Below are 14,953 nucleotides of genomic sequence, written 5' to 3' on the forward strand. Positions count from 1 at the left end.
AGGAATACCCGAGAGTGACAGGGCGTGCAGCATGTTGACCGGTGTGTGCGTAGGAAAATTCTGCGCATTTCGTAAAGTTATCGTTACGCTTTGTCGGGTAATGCGCATTTACGGTGATTGGCGGGTTTGAAAAGGGTTGGGGCTGTCACATAATCTTGACAACTATCTGCGTGCCTCGACAGAAACATCTGCCCCGGGCGCGCCACAGAACCCTGTGGGAGCGAGCCTGCTCGCGAAAGCGGTCTGTCTGACACATCGATACTGGATGTGCTGGCGCCTTCGCGAGCAGGCTCGCTCCCACAAGGACATGTGTTTATCTTTCAAACCTGTCGGACCTTTTTCTATGCGCATCAAAGTCCACTGCCAGAATCGCATCGGCATCCTGCGTGACATCCTCAATCTGCTGGTGGCGTACGGGATCAACGTCGCTCGCGGCGAGGTGGGTGGTGAGCATGGCAATGCGATCTACCTGCACTGCCCGAACCTGATCAACATCCAGTTCCAGGCGTTGCGCCCCAAGTTCGAGGCAATCGGCGGGGTGTTCGGGGTCAAGCGCGTCGGGCTGATGCCCAGCGAACGCCGGCACATGGAATTGAACGCACTGCTCGGCGCGCTGGAATTTCCGGTGCTGTCGATCGACATGGGCGGTTCGATCGTTGCGGCCAACCGCGCGGCGGCGCAGTTGCTCGGGGTGCGCGTCGATGAGGTGCCGGGGATTCCGCTGTCGCGCTACGCCGAGGATTTCGATTTGCCGGAATTGGTGCGCGCCAACAAATCGCGAATCAACGGCATGCGGGTCAAGGTCAAGGGCGACATCTTTCTCGCTGACATCGCGCCGCTGCAATCGGAACACGACGACAGCGAGGCCATGGCCGGCGCCGTATTGACTCTGCATCGCGCCGACCGTGTCGGCGAGCGAATCTACAATGTGCGCAAGCAGGAACTGCGCGGGTTCGACAGCATCTTTCAAAGCTCGAAAGTCATGGCCGCTGTGGTCCGCGAAGCGCGGCGCATGGCGCCGCTGGATGCGCCGCTATTAATAGAAGGCGAAACCGGCACTGGCAAGGAATTGCTGGCGCGCGCCTGCCACCTCGCCAGCCCGCGCGGACAGTCACCGTTGATGGCGCTCAACTGCGCCGGACTGCCGGAGTCGATGGCCGAGACCGAGTTGTTCGGCTACGGCCCCGGCGCCTTCGAAGGCGCTCGCGCTGAGGGCAAGCTTGGCCTGCTCGAATTGACCGCTGGCGGCACGCTGTTTCTCGATGGCGTCGGCGAGATGAGCCCGCGTTTGCAGGTCAAATTGCTGCGCTTTCTTCAGGACGGTTGCTTCCGTCGCGTCGGCAGTGATGAAGAGGTGTATCTGGACGTGCGGGTGATCTGCGCGACGCAGGTGGACTTGTCCGAATTGTGCGCGCGCGGTGAGTTTCGTCAGGATCTCTATCACCGCTTGAACGTGCTGTCGCTGCACATCCCGCCGCTGCGCGAGTGCCTCGACGGTCTGACGCCGCTGGTTGAACACTTTCTCGACCAGGCCAGTCGGCAGATCGGTTGTCCGCTGCCGAAACTGGCCCCGGCGGCGATGGATCGCCTCAGCCATTACCACTGGCCGGGCAATGTGCGGCAACTGGAGAACGTGCTGTTCCAGGCGGTTTCCCTGTGCGACGGCGGCACGGTCAAGGCCGAACATATTCGCCTGCCGGATTATGGCGTGCGTCAGCCGCTTGGCGATTTTTCCCTCGACGGAAGTCTGGACGAGATCGTCGGGCGTTTCGAAAAAGCGGTGCTGGAACGCTTGTATTCCGAGCATCCAAGCAGTCGGCAGTTGGGCAAGCGACTCGGTGTGTCGCACACGACGATTGCCAACAAGTTGCGTGAGTATGAGGTTGGCAAAACCTCCGAAAGCTAAATAGAGCCTTTGTGGCGAGGGGATTTATCCCCGATGGGCGGCGAAGCCGCCCCGCTTTTTCTTCCCAGCGACCTCATTTGCAGGCTTGGCGACTGCTGCGCAGCCGAACGGGGATAAATCCCCTCGCCACAGGATCTCCATCCCCCGCCGAACTCAGGATTGCCACTAACCGGCATGACACCGCCGGTTTTTCGTCTTCGACCCATTTCAGATTCCCCCTCCGATCCCCCCAAGTCCCCTGTTTACCGGGCCTTCGCCCGCCAATAAAAAGTTGGTCTGCAAATTGCTTATGGCTGAGCAGTACAGCGGTGGGCGGCAAACGTCCGGCATGCAGAGGAAACACTGTGGACAAGTACCTTTATGTGGCAATGACCGGCGCCAGCCAGAACGCACTGGCGCAGCGGGCGCATGCCAACAACCTGGCGAACATTTCCACCAACGGCTTCCAGCGCGACCTCGAGCAGGCGCGTTCGATGCCGGTATTCGGTGACAGCTTTCCGGCGCGCGCGTTTGCCATGAGCGAACGTCCTGCCACCGACTTCACGCCGGGCTCGCTGGTGCAGACCGGTCGTGAACTCGACGTCGCGGTATCCGGCAACGGTTTCATCGCCGTGCAAAACCCCAGCGGTGGTGAAAGCTACGTGCGTACCGGCAGCCTCAACATCGACGCCCTCGGCGTACTGCGCGCCGGCAACGGCATGCCGGTGATCGGTAATGGCGGCCCGATCGCCGTGCCGCCCGAGCAGCAGGTCGAAGTCGGCGAAGACGGCACCATCAGCATTCGCGCAATGGGCGAAGGTCCGCGCGTCATGGCCGAAGTCGACCGGATCAAGCTGGTCAACCCGGACATCAAGAACATGAACAAAGGCCTCGACGGTTCGATTTACACCAAGGACGGCCAGCCGGCGCAAGCCGACGCCAACGTCAAACTGGTCTCGGGTTTCCTTGAGTCGAGCAACGTCAATGCCGTGGAAGAAATGACTTCGGTGCTGGCCCTGGCCAAGCAATTCGAGTTGCACGTCAAGATGATGAACACCGCCAAAGACGACGACCAGGCCATGGCTCGGGTCTTGCAGATCAGCTAATTATCAGAACGTCGCGCCGTAAAACAGGCGCACGAGGAGAATCGAATGCTTCCGGCTCTATGGGTTGCCAAAACCGGTCTGTCCGCCCAGGACACCAACCTGACCACCATTTCCAACAACCTGGCGAACGTTTCGACCACGGGTTTCAAACGTGACCGTGCCGAGTTCCAGGACTTGCTCTATCAGATCAAGCGTCAGCCAGGCGCCCAGTCGACCCAGGACAGCGAACTGCCGTCGGGTCTGCAAGTGGGTACCGGTGTGCGCATTGTCGGCACCCAGAAAAACTTCACCGCCGGCAGCCTGCAAACCACCGAGCAGCCGCTGGACATGGCCATCGACGGTCGCGGTTTCTTCCAGATCCTGCAGCCGGACGGCACCACGTCCTACACCCGTGACGGTACTTTCCACCTCGACTCCAATGGCCAGATCGTCAACGCCAGCGGTTTCGCCCTGGAACCGGCGATCATCATCCCGAACGATGCGCAGACCTTCACTGTTGGCCGTGACGGCACCGTGTCGATCACCATCGCCGGCAACCCGGCCTCGCAAGTGATCGGCAACCTGCAGACCGCCGACTTCATCAACCCGGCCGGTCTGCAAGCAGTGGGCAACAACCTGTTCCTGGAAACCGCTGCTTCCGGCGCGCCGCAGATCGGCACTCCGGGCCTGAACGGTTTCGGTACCACGCTGCAGAACACCCTGGAAACCTCGAACGTCAGCACCGTTGAAGAGATGGTCAACATGATCACCACTCAACGCGCCTACGAGATGAACTCCAAGGTGATCTCCACCGCCGACCAGATGCTCTCGTTCGTAACGCAGAATCTGTAATCCAGTCTTTGGGGTGGCCTGAGGTCGCCAGCAACACCGTGAGGTAGGGTCATGAAGCGCTTTGTATCTGTTCTGGCATTGAGTGGGGTCGTCTCGCTCGCGGGCTGCGTCGCCCCGACGCCCAAGCCCAATGACCCTTACTACGCCCCGGTGTTGCCGCGCACACCGTTGCCGGCGGCTGCCAATAACGGCTCGATCTATCAGGCCGGCTTCGAGCAGAACCTGTACAGCGACCGCAAGGCGTTCCGGGTCGGTGACATCATCACCATCACCCTGAACGAGCGCACCCAGGCGAGCAAGAACGCCAACTCGCAGATGGACAAGAACAGCGATAACTCGATTGGTCTGACCTCGTTGTTCGGTTCCAGCCTGACCACCAACAACCCGATCGGTGGCGGTGACCTGAGCCTCAACGCCGGCTACAGCGCCGACCGTTCGACCAAGGGCGACGCCAAGTCCGGGCAGAGCAACAGCCTGACCGGTTCGATCACCGTGACCGTGGCCGACGTGCTGCCCAACGGCATCATCGCCGTGCGTGGCGAGAAGTGGCTGACGCTCAACACCGGTGACGAACTGGTGCGCATCGCCGGTATGGTCCGCGCCGATGACATCGCGACCGACAACACCGTGTCGTCGACCCGTGTCGCCGATGCGCGCATCACCTACTCGGGTACCGGCGCGTTTGCCGATACGAGTCAGCCAGGCTGGTTCGACCGTTTCTTCCTCAGCCCGCTGTTCCCTTTCTAGGTGGCGACTTTGAATTTCAAGAGCCTTATGGTGGCCGCGTTGTTGATGTCTGCGGCGTTCACCGCACACGCCGAGCGGCTGAAAGACATCGCCAGCATTTCCGGCGTGCGCTCCAACCAGTTGATCGGTTACGGCCTGGTGGTCGGGCTTAACGGCACCGGTGACCAGACGACGCAGACTCCGTTCACCCTGCAGACCTTCAACAACATGCTCTCGCAGTTCGGCATCAAGGTGCCGCCGGGATCGGGCAACGTGCAGTTGAAGAACGTCGCGGCGGTGTCGGTGAGCGCCGATCTGCCAGCGTTTGCCAAACCGGGTCAGCAGGTCGACATCACCGTATCCTCGATCGGTAACTCCAAGAGCCTGCGTGGCGGCACCTTGCTGCTGACGCCGCTCAAGGGTATCGACGGCAACGTCTATGCGATCGCTCAGGGCAACCTCGTGGTTGGCGGTTTCGACGCTGAAGGCCGTGATGGTTCGAAGATCACCGTCAACGTTCCGTCGGCCGGTCGCATCCCTGGCGGTGCGTCGGTGGAACGTGCGGTGCCGAGCGGTTTCAACCAGGGCAACAGCCTGACGCTGAACCTCAACCGCTCCGACTTCACCACCGCCAAGCGCATCGTCGACAAGGTCAACGACATGCTCGGCCCCGGCGTCGCCCAAGCCATCGACGGCGGATCGGTGCGGGTCACTGCGCCACTGGATCCGAGCCAGCGCGTCGACTACCTGTCGATCCTGGAGAACCTCGAAATCGATCCGGGTCAGGCGGTGGCAAAAGTCATCATCAACTCGCGTACCGGCACCATCGTCATCGGCCAGAACGTGAAAGTGTCGCCAGCCGCCGTGACCCACGGCAGCCTGACAGTGACCATCACCGAAGACCCGATCGTCAGCCAGCCTGGCCCGCTGTCCAACGGCCAGACCGCCGTGGTGCCGCGCTCGCGGGTGAATGCCGAACAGGAAGCCAAACCGATGTTCAAGTTCGGCCCGGGCACCACCCTCGACGAGATCGTCCGTGCGGTAAACCAGGTCGGCGCAGCACCGGGTGACCTGATGGCAATTCTCGAAGCTCTGAAGCAGGCCGGCGCATTGCAAGCCGACCTGATCGTGATCTGAGGCCGGCCACCATGGATATGCGCAAAAGCGGTCTGGTCAGCAGCAGCGATTCGGGTTCCTACTCCGACCTCAATCGTCTGAACCAGCTCAAGGTCGGCGACAAGAACAGCGACGAAAACATGCGCAAGGTTGCGCAGGAATTCGAGTCGCTGTTCCTCGGCGAAATGCTCAAGTCGATGCGTTCGGCCACCGAAGCGCTCGGCCAGGACAACCCGCTGAACACGCCGGCGGCCAAGCAGTATCAGGAAATGTACGACCAGCAACTGGCGGTTTCCATGTCGCGGGAGGGCGGTGGTATCGGCCTGGCCGACGTGCTGATCCGGCAGATGTCGAAGAACAAACCGATGGCGCCGGGCGAGGCTGCGGCTGCGTCCGCCGCCAAGCAGCAGGAAGCGCTGGCCAAGGCCGCCGCCGTGCCGACGCCGATTGCCGCCGGCACCGTCGCCACCGGTCCGCTGTCCCGCGTCAACGGCGAGCGTCCGTTGTGGGCATCGCGCTCGGTGCATGCTCCGAACAACACCGATATTTCCCATCGCAACGACATGGCGCTGATCAACCAGCGGCGTCTGGCGCTGCCGCCGAAACTGGCCGACCGGTTGCTCGCCGGTCTGGTGCCGTCGGCGCCGAGCGCGGCCACTGCCAGCACTGCGGCGGCAGCGACCAACGCCTTGCCGCAACGGGCTGCGACTACCGCCGTCACAGGCTCCGGCGCGTTGTACAACGGCGACTGGCTGGCCCGTGCCGAAGAGCAGAAAGCCGCTGGCGGGCAGATGCAGGTCTACGGCCGCGCCATGGCGCAGATTCCGCTGGCACCGGCGAAGAAGGCCTTCAGTTCCGCCGACGAATTCGTCAACACCATGTTGCCGATGGCCAAGGAAGCCGCTGACCGCATCGGCGTCGATCCGCGTTATCTGGTGGCGCAAGCGGCACTGGAAACCGGCTGGGGCAAATCGGTCATGCGCGCCCAGGATGGCAGCAGCAGCCACAACCTGTTCGGCATCAAGGCGAGCAGCAACTGGAAGGGCGATTCGGCCCGCGCGATCACCAGCGAGTTCCGCAATGGCGCGATGGTCAAGGAGACGGCCGAGTTCCGTTCCTATGCCTCGTACAAGGACAGCTTCCACGATCTGGTGACGTTGCTGCAGAGCAACAATCGCTATCAAGAAGTGCTGAAGTCGGCCGATAACCCAGAACAGTTTGTACGCGAGTTGCAGAAGGCCGGTTACGCCACCGACCCGAACTACGCGACGAAGATTTCGCAAATTGCCAAGCAGATGAACAGTTTTGAAAACTACGCTGCGGCGGGTGTCTCCACCACGCCTTTATAAGGCACCAGGTAATAAGGTCTGAACCATGAGTTTGCTCAATATCGGGATGTCGGGACTGTCGGCCAGCCAGTCCTCTCTGGCTACGACAGGCAACAACATTGCCAACGTCGACACCGCCGGTTATTCACGTCAGCAAACCGTGCAGGGCACTAAGTCCTCGCAGCAGTACGGCAGCGTTTTCATCGGCACGGGCACGACCCTGGCTGACGTGCGCCGGGTGTACAACTCGTACCTGGAATCGCAGCTGCACACCGCGACTTCGCTGGACAGCGAATCGGCTGCGTTTCTCAAGCAGGCGACGCCGCTGGATGCCATGCTGTCGGACACCAACACCGGCCTGACCGGTGTGCTGCAGAAATTCTTCACCTCGATGCAGGGCGTATCGACGTCGGCCACCGATGACACTTCGCGTCAGTCGGTGCTGACCGGCGCGCAGGCGCTGACCAGCCGTTTCAATACCCTGGCCAAGCAGCTCAACGATCAGAACACCACGATCAACGGCAGCCTCGGCGACATGACTGCCCAGGTGAACAAGCTCGCCACGGCGATCGCCAATCTCAATCAGAAGATCGGCGAAATCTCCACCAGCGGCGGGGCGCCGAACGACCTGCTCGACAGCCGTAACGAAGCCGTGCGTCAACTCTCCGAGCTTACCGGTGCGCAAGTCGTCGAGCGCGGCACCAGCTTCGACATTTATGTCGGCAGCGGCCAGCCGCTGGTCATCGGCAACACCACCAACAGCCTGAGCATGGTCGCGAGCAAGACCGACCCGTCGCGCATGTCGATCCAGATGGATCGCGGTTCGAGCACCATCGACATCACTTCGGTGATCAGCGGTGGCGAAATCGGCGGTCTGCTGACCTATCGCAAGGAAGTCCTCGACCCATCGCTCAACGAGCTCGGTCGCGTGGCCCTGGTGATTGCCGATCAGATCAACAGCCAGCAAGCCCAGGGCATCGACAAGAACGGTGACTTCGGTGCGGCGATTTTCAACAACATCAACAGTGCCGCCCTGATCAGTCAGCGCAGCATTGCGAAGGATGGCAACAGCGCCGGTTCGGGCAACCTCGATGTGACCATCAAGGACACCGGCAAGCTGACCACCAGCGATTATCAGGTGACCTTCACCAGCGCTACCGATTACACCGTCAAACGTTCCGACGGCACCGATCTGGGCGCATTCAGCACCACGACCAATCCGCCGCCAGTGATCGACGGTTTCACCCTGGCCTTGAATGGCGGCGCGCTGAGCGCGGGTGACTCGTTCAAGATCACGCCGACCCGCAACGCGGCGGCGAGCATTCAGACGGTCCTGACCGATCCGAAGAAAATCGCTGCGGCAGGTCCGCTGACCGGCGTCGCCAGCGCCAACGGTCTGGGCACGTACACCCAGCCGACGCTCAGCGACAAGATCGACATCTACAACCCGACCGCCCAGGCTGACATGCAGGCGGCGCTGAAGAATTCGACACCGGTCAAACTGGTGTTCGGCGCAGCCAGCGGTGGCAGCCAGTCGTACAACCTGGTCGACGCCAAGGGCGCGACCATCGGCACCGGCACCATCGTGCCTGGCCAGTCGAACACGCTGAACCTGAAAGTCGGCATCGTCGATGCCAGCGGCAACCCGGTGATGGACACTACCGTCACGCCGAACGTACAGAAGACCTTCACCGTGCAGACCACCGTGGGCGGCACGCCGAAAACCGGCGAGACCTTCACCATGAACCTGACCGGTGCGGCGTCTTCGGACAACCGCAACGCCCAGGCACTGGTCGCATTGCAAACCAAACAGACCGTGGACACCGGTTCGGCGAGCAAGGGCATCAGCCTGACCGACGCCTACAACACCCTGGTGACCAACGTCGGTACCAAGACCGCCCAAGGCAAGTCCGACAGCGCCGCAACCACGGCGATTCTGGAGAATGCCAAGGGTGCCCGCGATTCGTTGTCCGGGGTCAACCTGGACGAAGAAACCGGCAACCTGGTCAAGTACCAGCAGTACTACACAGCGTCTTCGCAGATCATCAAAGCTGCGCAGGAAACTTTCGCCACGCTGATCAACAGCCTTTAAGGAGTCGTAATTCATGCGCATTTCCACCGCCCAGTATTACGGAACGCAAGCTTCGGATTATCAGCGTAACTTCAACAAGGCTGTCGCCACCGCGAGCGAGGCGAGCAGCCTGCAACGCATCAACACCGCCGCCGATGATCCGATCGGTGCCGGGCGCTTGCTGCAATTGGGCCAGCAGGCGGCGATGCTCGATCAGTACAAGACCAACGTCAACACCACCAAAAGCGCCTTGACCGTGCAGGAGTCCACTCTGGATTCGATTACCACGGCGCTTGCGCGAGCCAAAGAGCTGGCGCTGGCCGCGAACAACGGCACCATCACCGACAAGGACCGCCAGGCATATGCCTCGGAACTGGGTGAGATCCAACAGCAAGTGCTGGGCCTGATGAACGCCAAGGATGCCAACGGCAACTACCTGTTCTCCGGTTCGAAAACCGATACCGCGCCGTATTCGAAGAATTCTGACGGCACGTTCAGCTACAACGGCGACCAGACCACCATCGATCTGGGCATCGGCGACGGCATGACCGTGGGTACCAACACCACCGGTTGGGACGCGTTCCAGCAGACCATCAACACCGGCCGCACCAACACCAAAATGACTGCGCCAGCTGTGGATGACGGCCGTGTCGTGCTGTCCAACGGCACCGTCGGCACTGCCGCCACCTACGACGCCAAGTTCACCGCCGGGCAGCCGTATACCATCGATTTCGTCAGCAGCACCCAGCTGAAAATCACCGATGCCTTGGGTAACGATGTGACTGCCGAGGCCAGCCAGAATGGCCTGATCAGCAACAGCACCGGCGCCAACCAGACTGTCAGCTTCCGTGGCGTCGACCTCAAGCTGAACGTCAACCTGAAGGCCGGCGATACCAATCCGGACGCCGTTATCGCAGGGCACAGTTTTCAGCTGTCGGCCTCGCCGGACTCGTTCACCACCACGCGTAATCCGGGTAACCCGTCGACCAGCGTGATCACCGGTTCGACCATCACCGATCAGGCAGCCTACACCGCAGCGTTCCCGCAGGGCGGCGCGGTGCTCAAGTTCACCAGCGCCACCGATTTCGATCTGTATGCCGCGCCGGTGACGGCCGACAGCAAGCCGGTTTCCTCGGGCACGGTTGCCGGCGGTAACGCCACCGCTGCCGGTGTGACTTTCGCCCTGGGCAGCGCGCCGGCCGCTGGTGATCAGTTCTCGATCCAGCCGAACAATCATCAGACCCAGAACGTGCTCGACACTCTGGGCCAGATGATCACCGCGCTGAATACGCCAGTCGACGGTGACCCGGTTGCCAAGCAGAAATTGCAGGGCGCGATGGAGGCAGGCCTCGGCAACATCGATGCAGCTTCCAACCAGATCGGCACGGCGGTGACCACCATTGGTGCGCGCGGCCAGGCGCTGGACATGCAGACCATCACCAATGACAGCCTGACCACGGCGAACAGCACGACCCAGGGTTCGATCCGTGATTCCGATCCGGCTGAAGTCATGACCCGTCTGACGCTGCAACAGACCATGCTGCAAGCCGCGCAACTGGCGTTCAGCAAGATCAGTCAGTTGGGGCTGTTCAACAAGATCTGATGATTGGCGGGCGCGTGCACGCCCGCCAACGTTGTCCCTCTGTTAATGATTTTTTGCGGTATCAAGGGCTCGTTTTTGCGAGCGGGCTCGTACCGCCTGTGAGCCCGCCGTGAATTCACTCCCCCTCGTCAGCATTGCCATCCCTGCGTTCAATCCGCGCTTTTTCGAGCGGGCATTGAACAGCGCCGTCAGCCAGACATACGCGCCTCTTGAGATCATTGTCTGCGACGACAGTCGTGGTCATGAGATCGAAGGGATTGTCAGCGCTGTGGCCGAGCGCTCGGGTGTTGCCGTGCGCTATGTGCGCAACCCGCGCACATTGGGCATGGTCGGCAATCTCAAGGCGTGCCTTGATCAGGCGCAGGGTGAATTCGTCAAGTTCATGTGTGACGACGATCATCTCTATGCCGCCTGCATCGAGCAGCAGGCGCACGAGATGTTGCGTGAGGAAGTCAGCCTGGTGCTGGCTCAGCGGCTGTTCTGGGACGCCGACGACATCATTCTGCCGGCGCGCCTGGAAAACACTTCGTTGTCACCGGCCAGCGGTCTGTTCAAGGGTGACGACCTGCTGGGCATCTTCGAAAAATTTCCGGTCAATGTGCTGGGCGGTTTCTCCAGCGCCTTGTTCCGTCGTTCGGACCTCGTCGACTTGTTGCCGGCGCTGACTCAGGACGGCCACTGCTTTGTCGCCACCCTGGATTTCGCCTTGTACGTATGCCTGCTGCGGCGCGGCAATCTGGCGATGTCGAACACCGTGCTCAGTGCCGAGCGGCTGTATCCGGAGCGCTTGAGTGCTCAGCAGCCGATGAAAGACGCGGTCGAGGTCGAGCGCGAGTGGATTCTCCAAATGCTCAAGGCGCGCAGCGGCGAGTCGGCGCCAGCGCCGGGTTGGGTGCGCTATGTCCCGCTGACCAAGGCTGACGCAATGCCGCGTGTCTGGGAAGAGCTGCCCCTGAGTCGTACGCTGGGTACCAAGCAGAGTCGCCAGGAGTGGTGCGTCGGCATCGATAGCTGGAGCTTCGCCGAACTCTACGCGCACTGGCTGCAATGCCGCAGTCTCACTGAAGGGCAGCGCAAGTTACTGCCGGAAACTCTGGCCGCCTGGCCACAACAGCCGCGAATAGTGCCGATCGTCATTGATGCCCAGGGCAGTCGCGATGGAGTCGAGCGCACGCTTGAGGCGCTTGCTCGGCAGGACTATGCCCCTGAACTGATTCTGGTGCTGTCCGCTTCCTGTAACGAGGCGACGCTGGATGGCCGCGCGTTCCACATGCCACTGGAAGGTGACGGGCTGGGTCAGATCAACGCGTTGTTGCCCCAACTGGAGGGCGCCGACTGGTTTTACCTGTTGCAGGCCGGTGACCGGCTGATGGTGCCGGCCTTGCTGGTCATGGCTGACCGGATCGCGCACTCGCCGTCGCTCGGTTGCGTGTACAGCGATGAAGGCGGTCTGCGCGATGGTGAGTCCGTGGAACCCGCCTTCAAACCCGATTTCAACCTTGATCTGATGCGCAGCTACCCGTATGTCGGGCGCGCCTTGGCGTTCAAGCGCGAACGCTTTCTGGCGCTGGGTGGTTTTGACACGACGTTCACCGAACTGGCTCCTCACGACATGCTGTGGCGCATGGTCGAAAGCGACGGCACCCAGGTGATCGGGCATGTCGCCGAAGTTCTGCTGGAGTCGCCATTCGATCTGTCGCGGTGGTTGGCCGAGCCAGGCGTCATCGAACAGAATCCTCGTGTGCTCGAAGCGCATCTGCAACGCATTGGCGTCGCCCATGAAATCCGCCGTGGCAGTTGCCAATTGCTCAATCGTGTCGACTATCGGCACGCGCGCCGTCCGCTTGTGTCGATCATCATCGTGACCCGGGATCAGACCGCTGCCTTGCAGCGGTGTGTCGAGACCGTGCTGGAAAAAACCGCCTACGCCGAATACGAACTGCTGCTGGTCGACAACGGCAGCGAAACCGCTGAGGCCAGAGCATGGCTGGACGGCATCGCGCAATTGGGTGGTGACCGAATCCGCGTGCTGCCGTACCCGCAGCCGGACAACATGGCTGCCCTGCACAATTTTGCCGTGACCAAGGCTCGTGGCGAATATGTGCTGCTGCTCAATACCTTTGCGGTGATTACCCACGCCGACTGGCTGGACGAACTGCTCAATCATGCGCAGCGCCCGGAAGTCGGCGTGGTCGGCGCCAAGTTGTTCAACCCGGATGGTTATGTGCTGCATGCCGGCATGATTCTGGGGATGCAGGGCGCGGTCGGGCTGCCATTTTATGGACAGTCGCTGCAGTCGGACGGTTATATGTTCCGGCTCCAGGCCGCCCACGATCTGAGTGCGGTCGGCGGTGATTGCCTGATGGTACGCAAGACGGTTTTCGAGGCGGTGGCAGGGCTTGATGAAGAGGATTTGAAGCAGGCGCTGAACGTGGTGGATCTGTGCCTGCGCATCGGCCAGGAAGGCTACCTGGTAGTGTGGACGCCTTATGCCTTGCTGGCTCAGGGCGTGCGCCCGACTGTCGAGTCGACAGCTCAGCAAGGCCAGCAACATTTGCACGAGCAGGAGATCTTCTACAAGCGCTGGCTGCCGCGCATTGCTCGCGATCCGGCCTTCAATGTCAACCTGTCCTTGCAGGGCGTCGGCGCGACGAGTTTCAGCCTTGAGCCGGGCCTGCGTACGGGGTGGACTGCTTTCTCCAGGCCGCAATTGCCCAACGTACTCGCCGTGCCGATCAATGCCTCAGCCATTGGCCATTACCGCATGAGTCAGCCGCTGATAGAGCTGGAAGCGGCGAACCGGGCCGAAGGGTGTATTCGTTACGGCTTGCCGTCGATCATTGAAATCGAGCGTCAGTCGCCGGATGTCATCGTCCTGCAAGGGCGCTATTCCCAGGGCGCGATCGATGAAATCCCGCCGCTGAAAAAATTCTGCCATGCCCGGCGCATCTTCGAGCTGGATGACTATGTGATTGATGTTCCGCATCGCAATGCGCATATCCGCAACATGCCCAGCAAGCAGGAAATGGAGCGGATGGTGCGCCAGGCGATCAGCCTGTGCGACCGCGTGGTGGTGTCGACTCAACCACTGGCCAATGCGCTGTCCGACATGCACCACGACATTCGCGTAGTCCCCAACATGCTCGCGCAAAACCTCTGGACCGGTTTGCGGGGTCAGCGCCGCACCTCGAAAAACCTCGCGTGGGTTGGGGCGGAGGCACCAGCCACCATGGCGATCTGGCGGTGATTGCCGATGTCGTGCGTGAGCTGGCCAACGAAGTCGACTGGGTATTCTTTGGCATGTGCCCGGATGACCTGCGTCCGTACATGCACGAGTTCCACGGTGTGATTCCTCTGGACGTCTATCCGGCCAAGCTGGCCAGTCTGAACCTCGACCTGGCTCTGGCACCGCTGGAGTTTCACATTTTCAATGACTGCAAGAGCAATCTGCGTTTGCTGGAATACGGCGCCTGCGGTTACCCGGTCATCTGCACTGATACCGAAGCCTATCAGGGCTATCTGCCGTGCACGCGGGTGAAGACCAACAGCACTGATGAGTGGCTGCAGGCGATTCGCATGCATCTGGCCGACCCTGACGCCAGTTATCGCATGGGTGACGAGCTGCACGAGGTGGTCATGCGCGATTATGTGTTGCGTGGTGACAATCTGCGGTATTGGGAGAATGGCTGGCTGGCGGATTGATCGTTTATATAGGCGGCTTTTTGGGGTTGCCTTTTTTTGGGGCCTTGGCGGCCTTGGCGGCCTTTGGGCCGACCAGGCTGTTGGGGGTTTTGGGTGTAGATCCGTTTCTGCGGGTGTTGCTGATTACGGTTCCGCCCTTACGGCGGGTCACCTTTTTCAAACGCCAAAAAGGTAACCCAAAAGGCTTGCTCCTACGTTCGGCCCTCGCAGGCTCGGGTTCCTTCGCTGCGGGACTGATCCGGGCGCAGCGGCTCCGGTTTGCTTCGCTGCACCTCCTTCCGCTGTGTCTGGCTGCGCCAGACGGTCGCTGCGCTCCCACGCCCGGATCAATCCCTCCACTCAGCCTTCCGACGTCGCCGGTGGATCAAGATCAAAAGCACTCGAGCTTGCGCTCATTGTTGAGTGGGGCGGCTTTGCCGCGGGCAGCTGCGCTGCTTTGATTTGATTTGCTTTGCTTTGCTTTGCTTTGCTTTGCTTTGCTTTGCTTTGCTTTGCTTTGCTTTGCTTTTGCTTTTGTGGGAGCGAGCCTGCTCGCGAAGGCGGCCTGCCGAGCAACCCATTTCTCCCAAATGCCCACGATCCAAC

Annotated in this window: 8 protein-coding genes and 1 pseudogene; all 9 read left to right on the plus strand. The window is 61.2% G+C overall.

From position 1 onward, the window contains the following. The first annotated feature begins 343 nt into the window (after nucleotides 1-343). The 9 genes and pseudogenes from AB4O12_RS01875 (at nucleotide 344) to AB4O12_RS01915 (ending at nucleotide 14,368) form a co-directional block, all read left to right on the plus strand. Nucleotides 344-1,906 (plus strand): sigma-54-dependent phenylalanine hydroxylase transcriptional regulator PhhR, encoded by a 1,563-nt coding sequence (locus AB4O12_RS01875; RefSeq protein ID WP_016771113.1) that lies wholly within the window; start codon nucleotides 344-346, stop codon nucleotides 1,904-1,906. Between the two features lie 344 nt (nucleotides 1,907-2,250). Next, nucleotides 2,251-2,991 (plus strand): flagellar basal body rod protein FlgF, encoded by a 741-nt coding sequence (locus AB4O12_RS01880; RefSeq protein ID WP_016771112.1) that lies wholly within the window; start codon nucleotides 2,251-2,253, stop codon nucleotides 2,989-2,991. Nucleotides 2,992-3,036: 45 nt separating this feature from the next. After that, a complete protein-coding gene (flgG, locus tag AB4O12_RS01885) occupies nucleotides 3,037-3,822 on the plus strand; it encodes a flagellar basal-body rod protein FlgG (RefSeq protein WP_016771111.1) in 786 nt (261 codons plus the stop codon). A gap of 51 nt (nucleotides 3,823-3,873) precedes the next feature. Then, nucleotides 3,874-4,569 (plus strand): flagellar basal body L-ring protein FlgH, encoded by a 696-nt coding sequence (gene flgH / locus AB4O12_RS01890; protein ID WP_016771110.1) that lies wholly within the window; start codon nucleotides 3,874-3,876, stop codon nucleotides 4,567-4,569. A 27-nt stretch (nucleotides 4,570-4,596) separates the two neighbouring features. Then, entirely contained in the window at nucleotides 4,597-5,685 is a 1,089-nt protein-coding gene (locus AB4O12_RS01895; protein WP_024012083.1) for a flagellar basal body P-ring protein FlgI, read from the plus strand. An 11-nt stretch (nucleotides 5,686-5,696) separates the two neighbouring features. Further along, nucleotides 5,697-7,013, plus strand: a complete 1,317-nt coding sequence (gene flgJ, locus AB4O12_RS01900) for a flagellar assembly peptidoglycan hydrolase FlgJ (protein ID WP_056783752.1) — start codon at nucleotides 5,697-5,699, stop codon at nucleotides 7,011-7,013. 25 nt (nucleotides 7,014-7,038) lie between these two features. Further along, entirely contained in the window at nucleotides 7,039-9,084 is a 2,046-nt protein-coding gene (flgK, locus tag AB4O12_RS01905) for a flagellar hook-associated protein FlgK (RefSeq protein WP_071171415.1), read from the plus strand. Nucleotides 9,085-9,097: 13 nt separating this feature from the next. Then, on the plus strand, nucleotides 9,098-10,666 hold the full coding sequence (locus AB4O12_RS01910) for a flagellar hook-associated protein 3 (protein WP_150636629.1): 1,569 nt from the start codon (nucleotides 9,098-9,100) through the stop codon (nucleotides 10,664-10,666). Between the two features lie 109 nt (nucleotides 10,667-10,775). Next, a pseudogene (locus tag AB4O12_RS01915) lies at nucleotides 10,776-14,368 on the plus strand (glycosyltransferase). Nucleotides 14,369-14,953: the final 585 nt, after the last annotated feature.

The organism is Pseudomonas sp. S2_A05, from assembly GCF_054668485.1.

What these genes read in the sequence shown, in the direction of transcription:
- AB4O12_RS01910 (WP_150636629.1), top strand. Translation starts at nt 9,098, where the DNA reads ATGCGCATTTCCACCGCCCAGTATTACGGAACGCAAGCTTCGGATTAT.
- flgK (WP_071171415.1), top strand. Translation starts at nt 7,039, where the DNA reads ATGAGTTTGCTCAATATCGGGATGTCGGGACTGTCGGCCAGCCAGTCC.
- flgJ (WP_056783752.1), top strand. Translation starts at nt 5,697, where the DNA reads ATGGATATGCGCAAAAGCGGTCTGGTCAGCAGCAGCGATTCGGGTTCC.
- AB4O12_RS01895 (WP_024012083.1), top strand. Translation starts at nt 4,597, where the DNA reads ATGGTGGCCGCGTTGTTGATGTCTGCGGCGTTCACCGCACACGCCGAG.
- flgH (WP_016771110.1), top strand. Translation starts at nt 3,874, where the DNA reads ATGAAGCGCTTTGTATCTGTTCTGGCATTGAGTGGGGTCGTCTCGCTC.
- AB4O12_RS01875 (WP_016771113.1), top strand. Translation starts at nt 344, where the DNA reads ATGCGCATCAAAGTCCACTGCCAGAATCGCATCGGCATCCTGCGTGAC.
- flgG (WP_016771111.1), top strand. Translation starts at nt 3,037, where the DNA reads ATGCTTCCGGCTCTATGGGTTGCCAAAACCGGTCTGTCCGCCCAGGAC.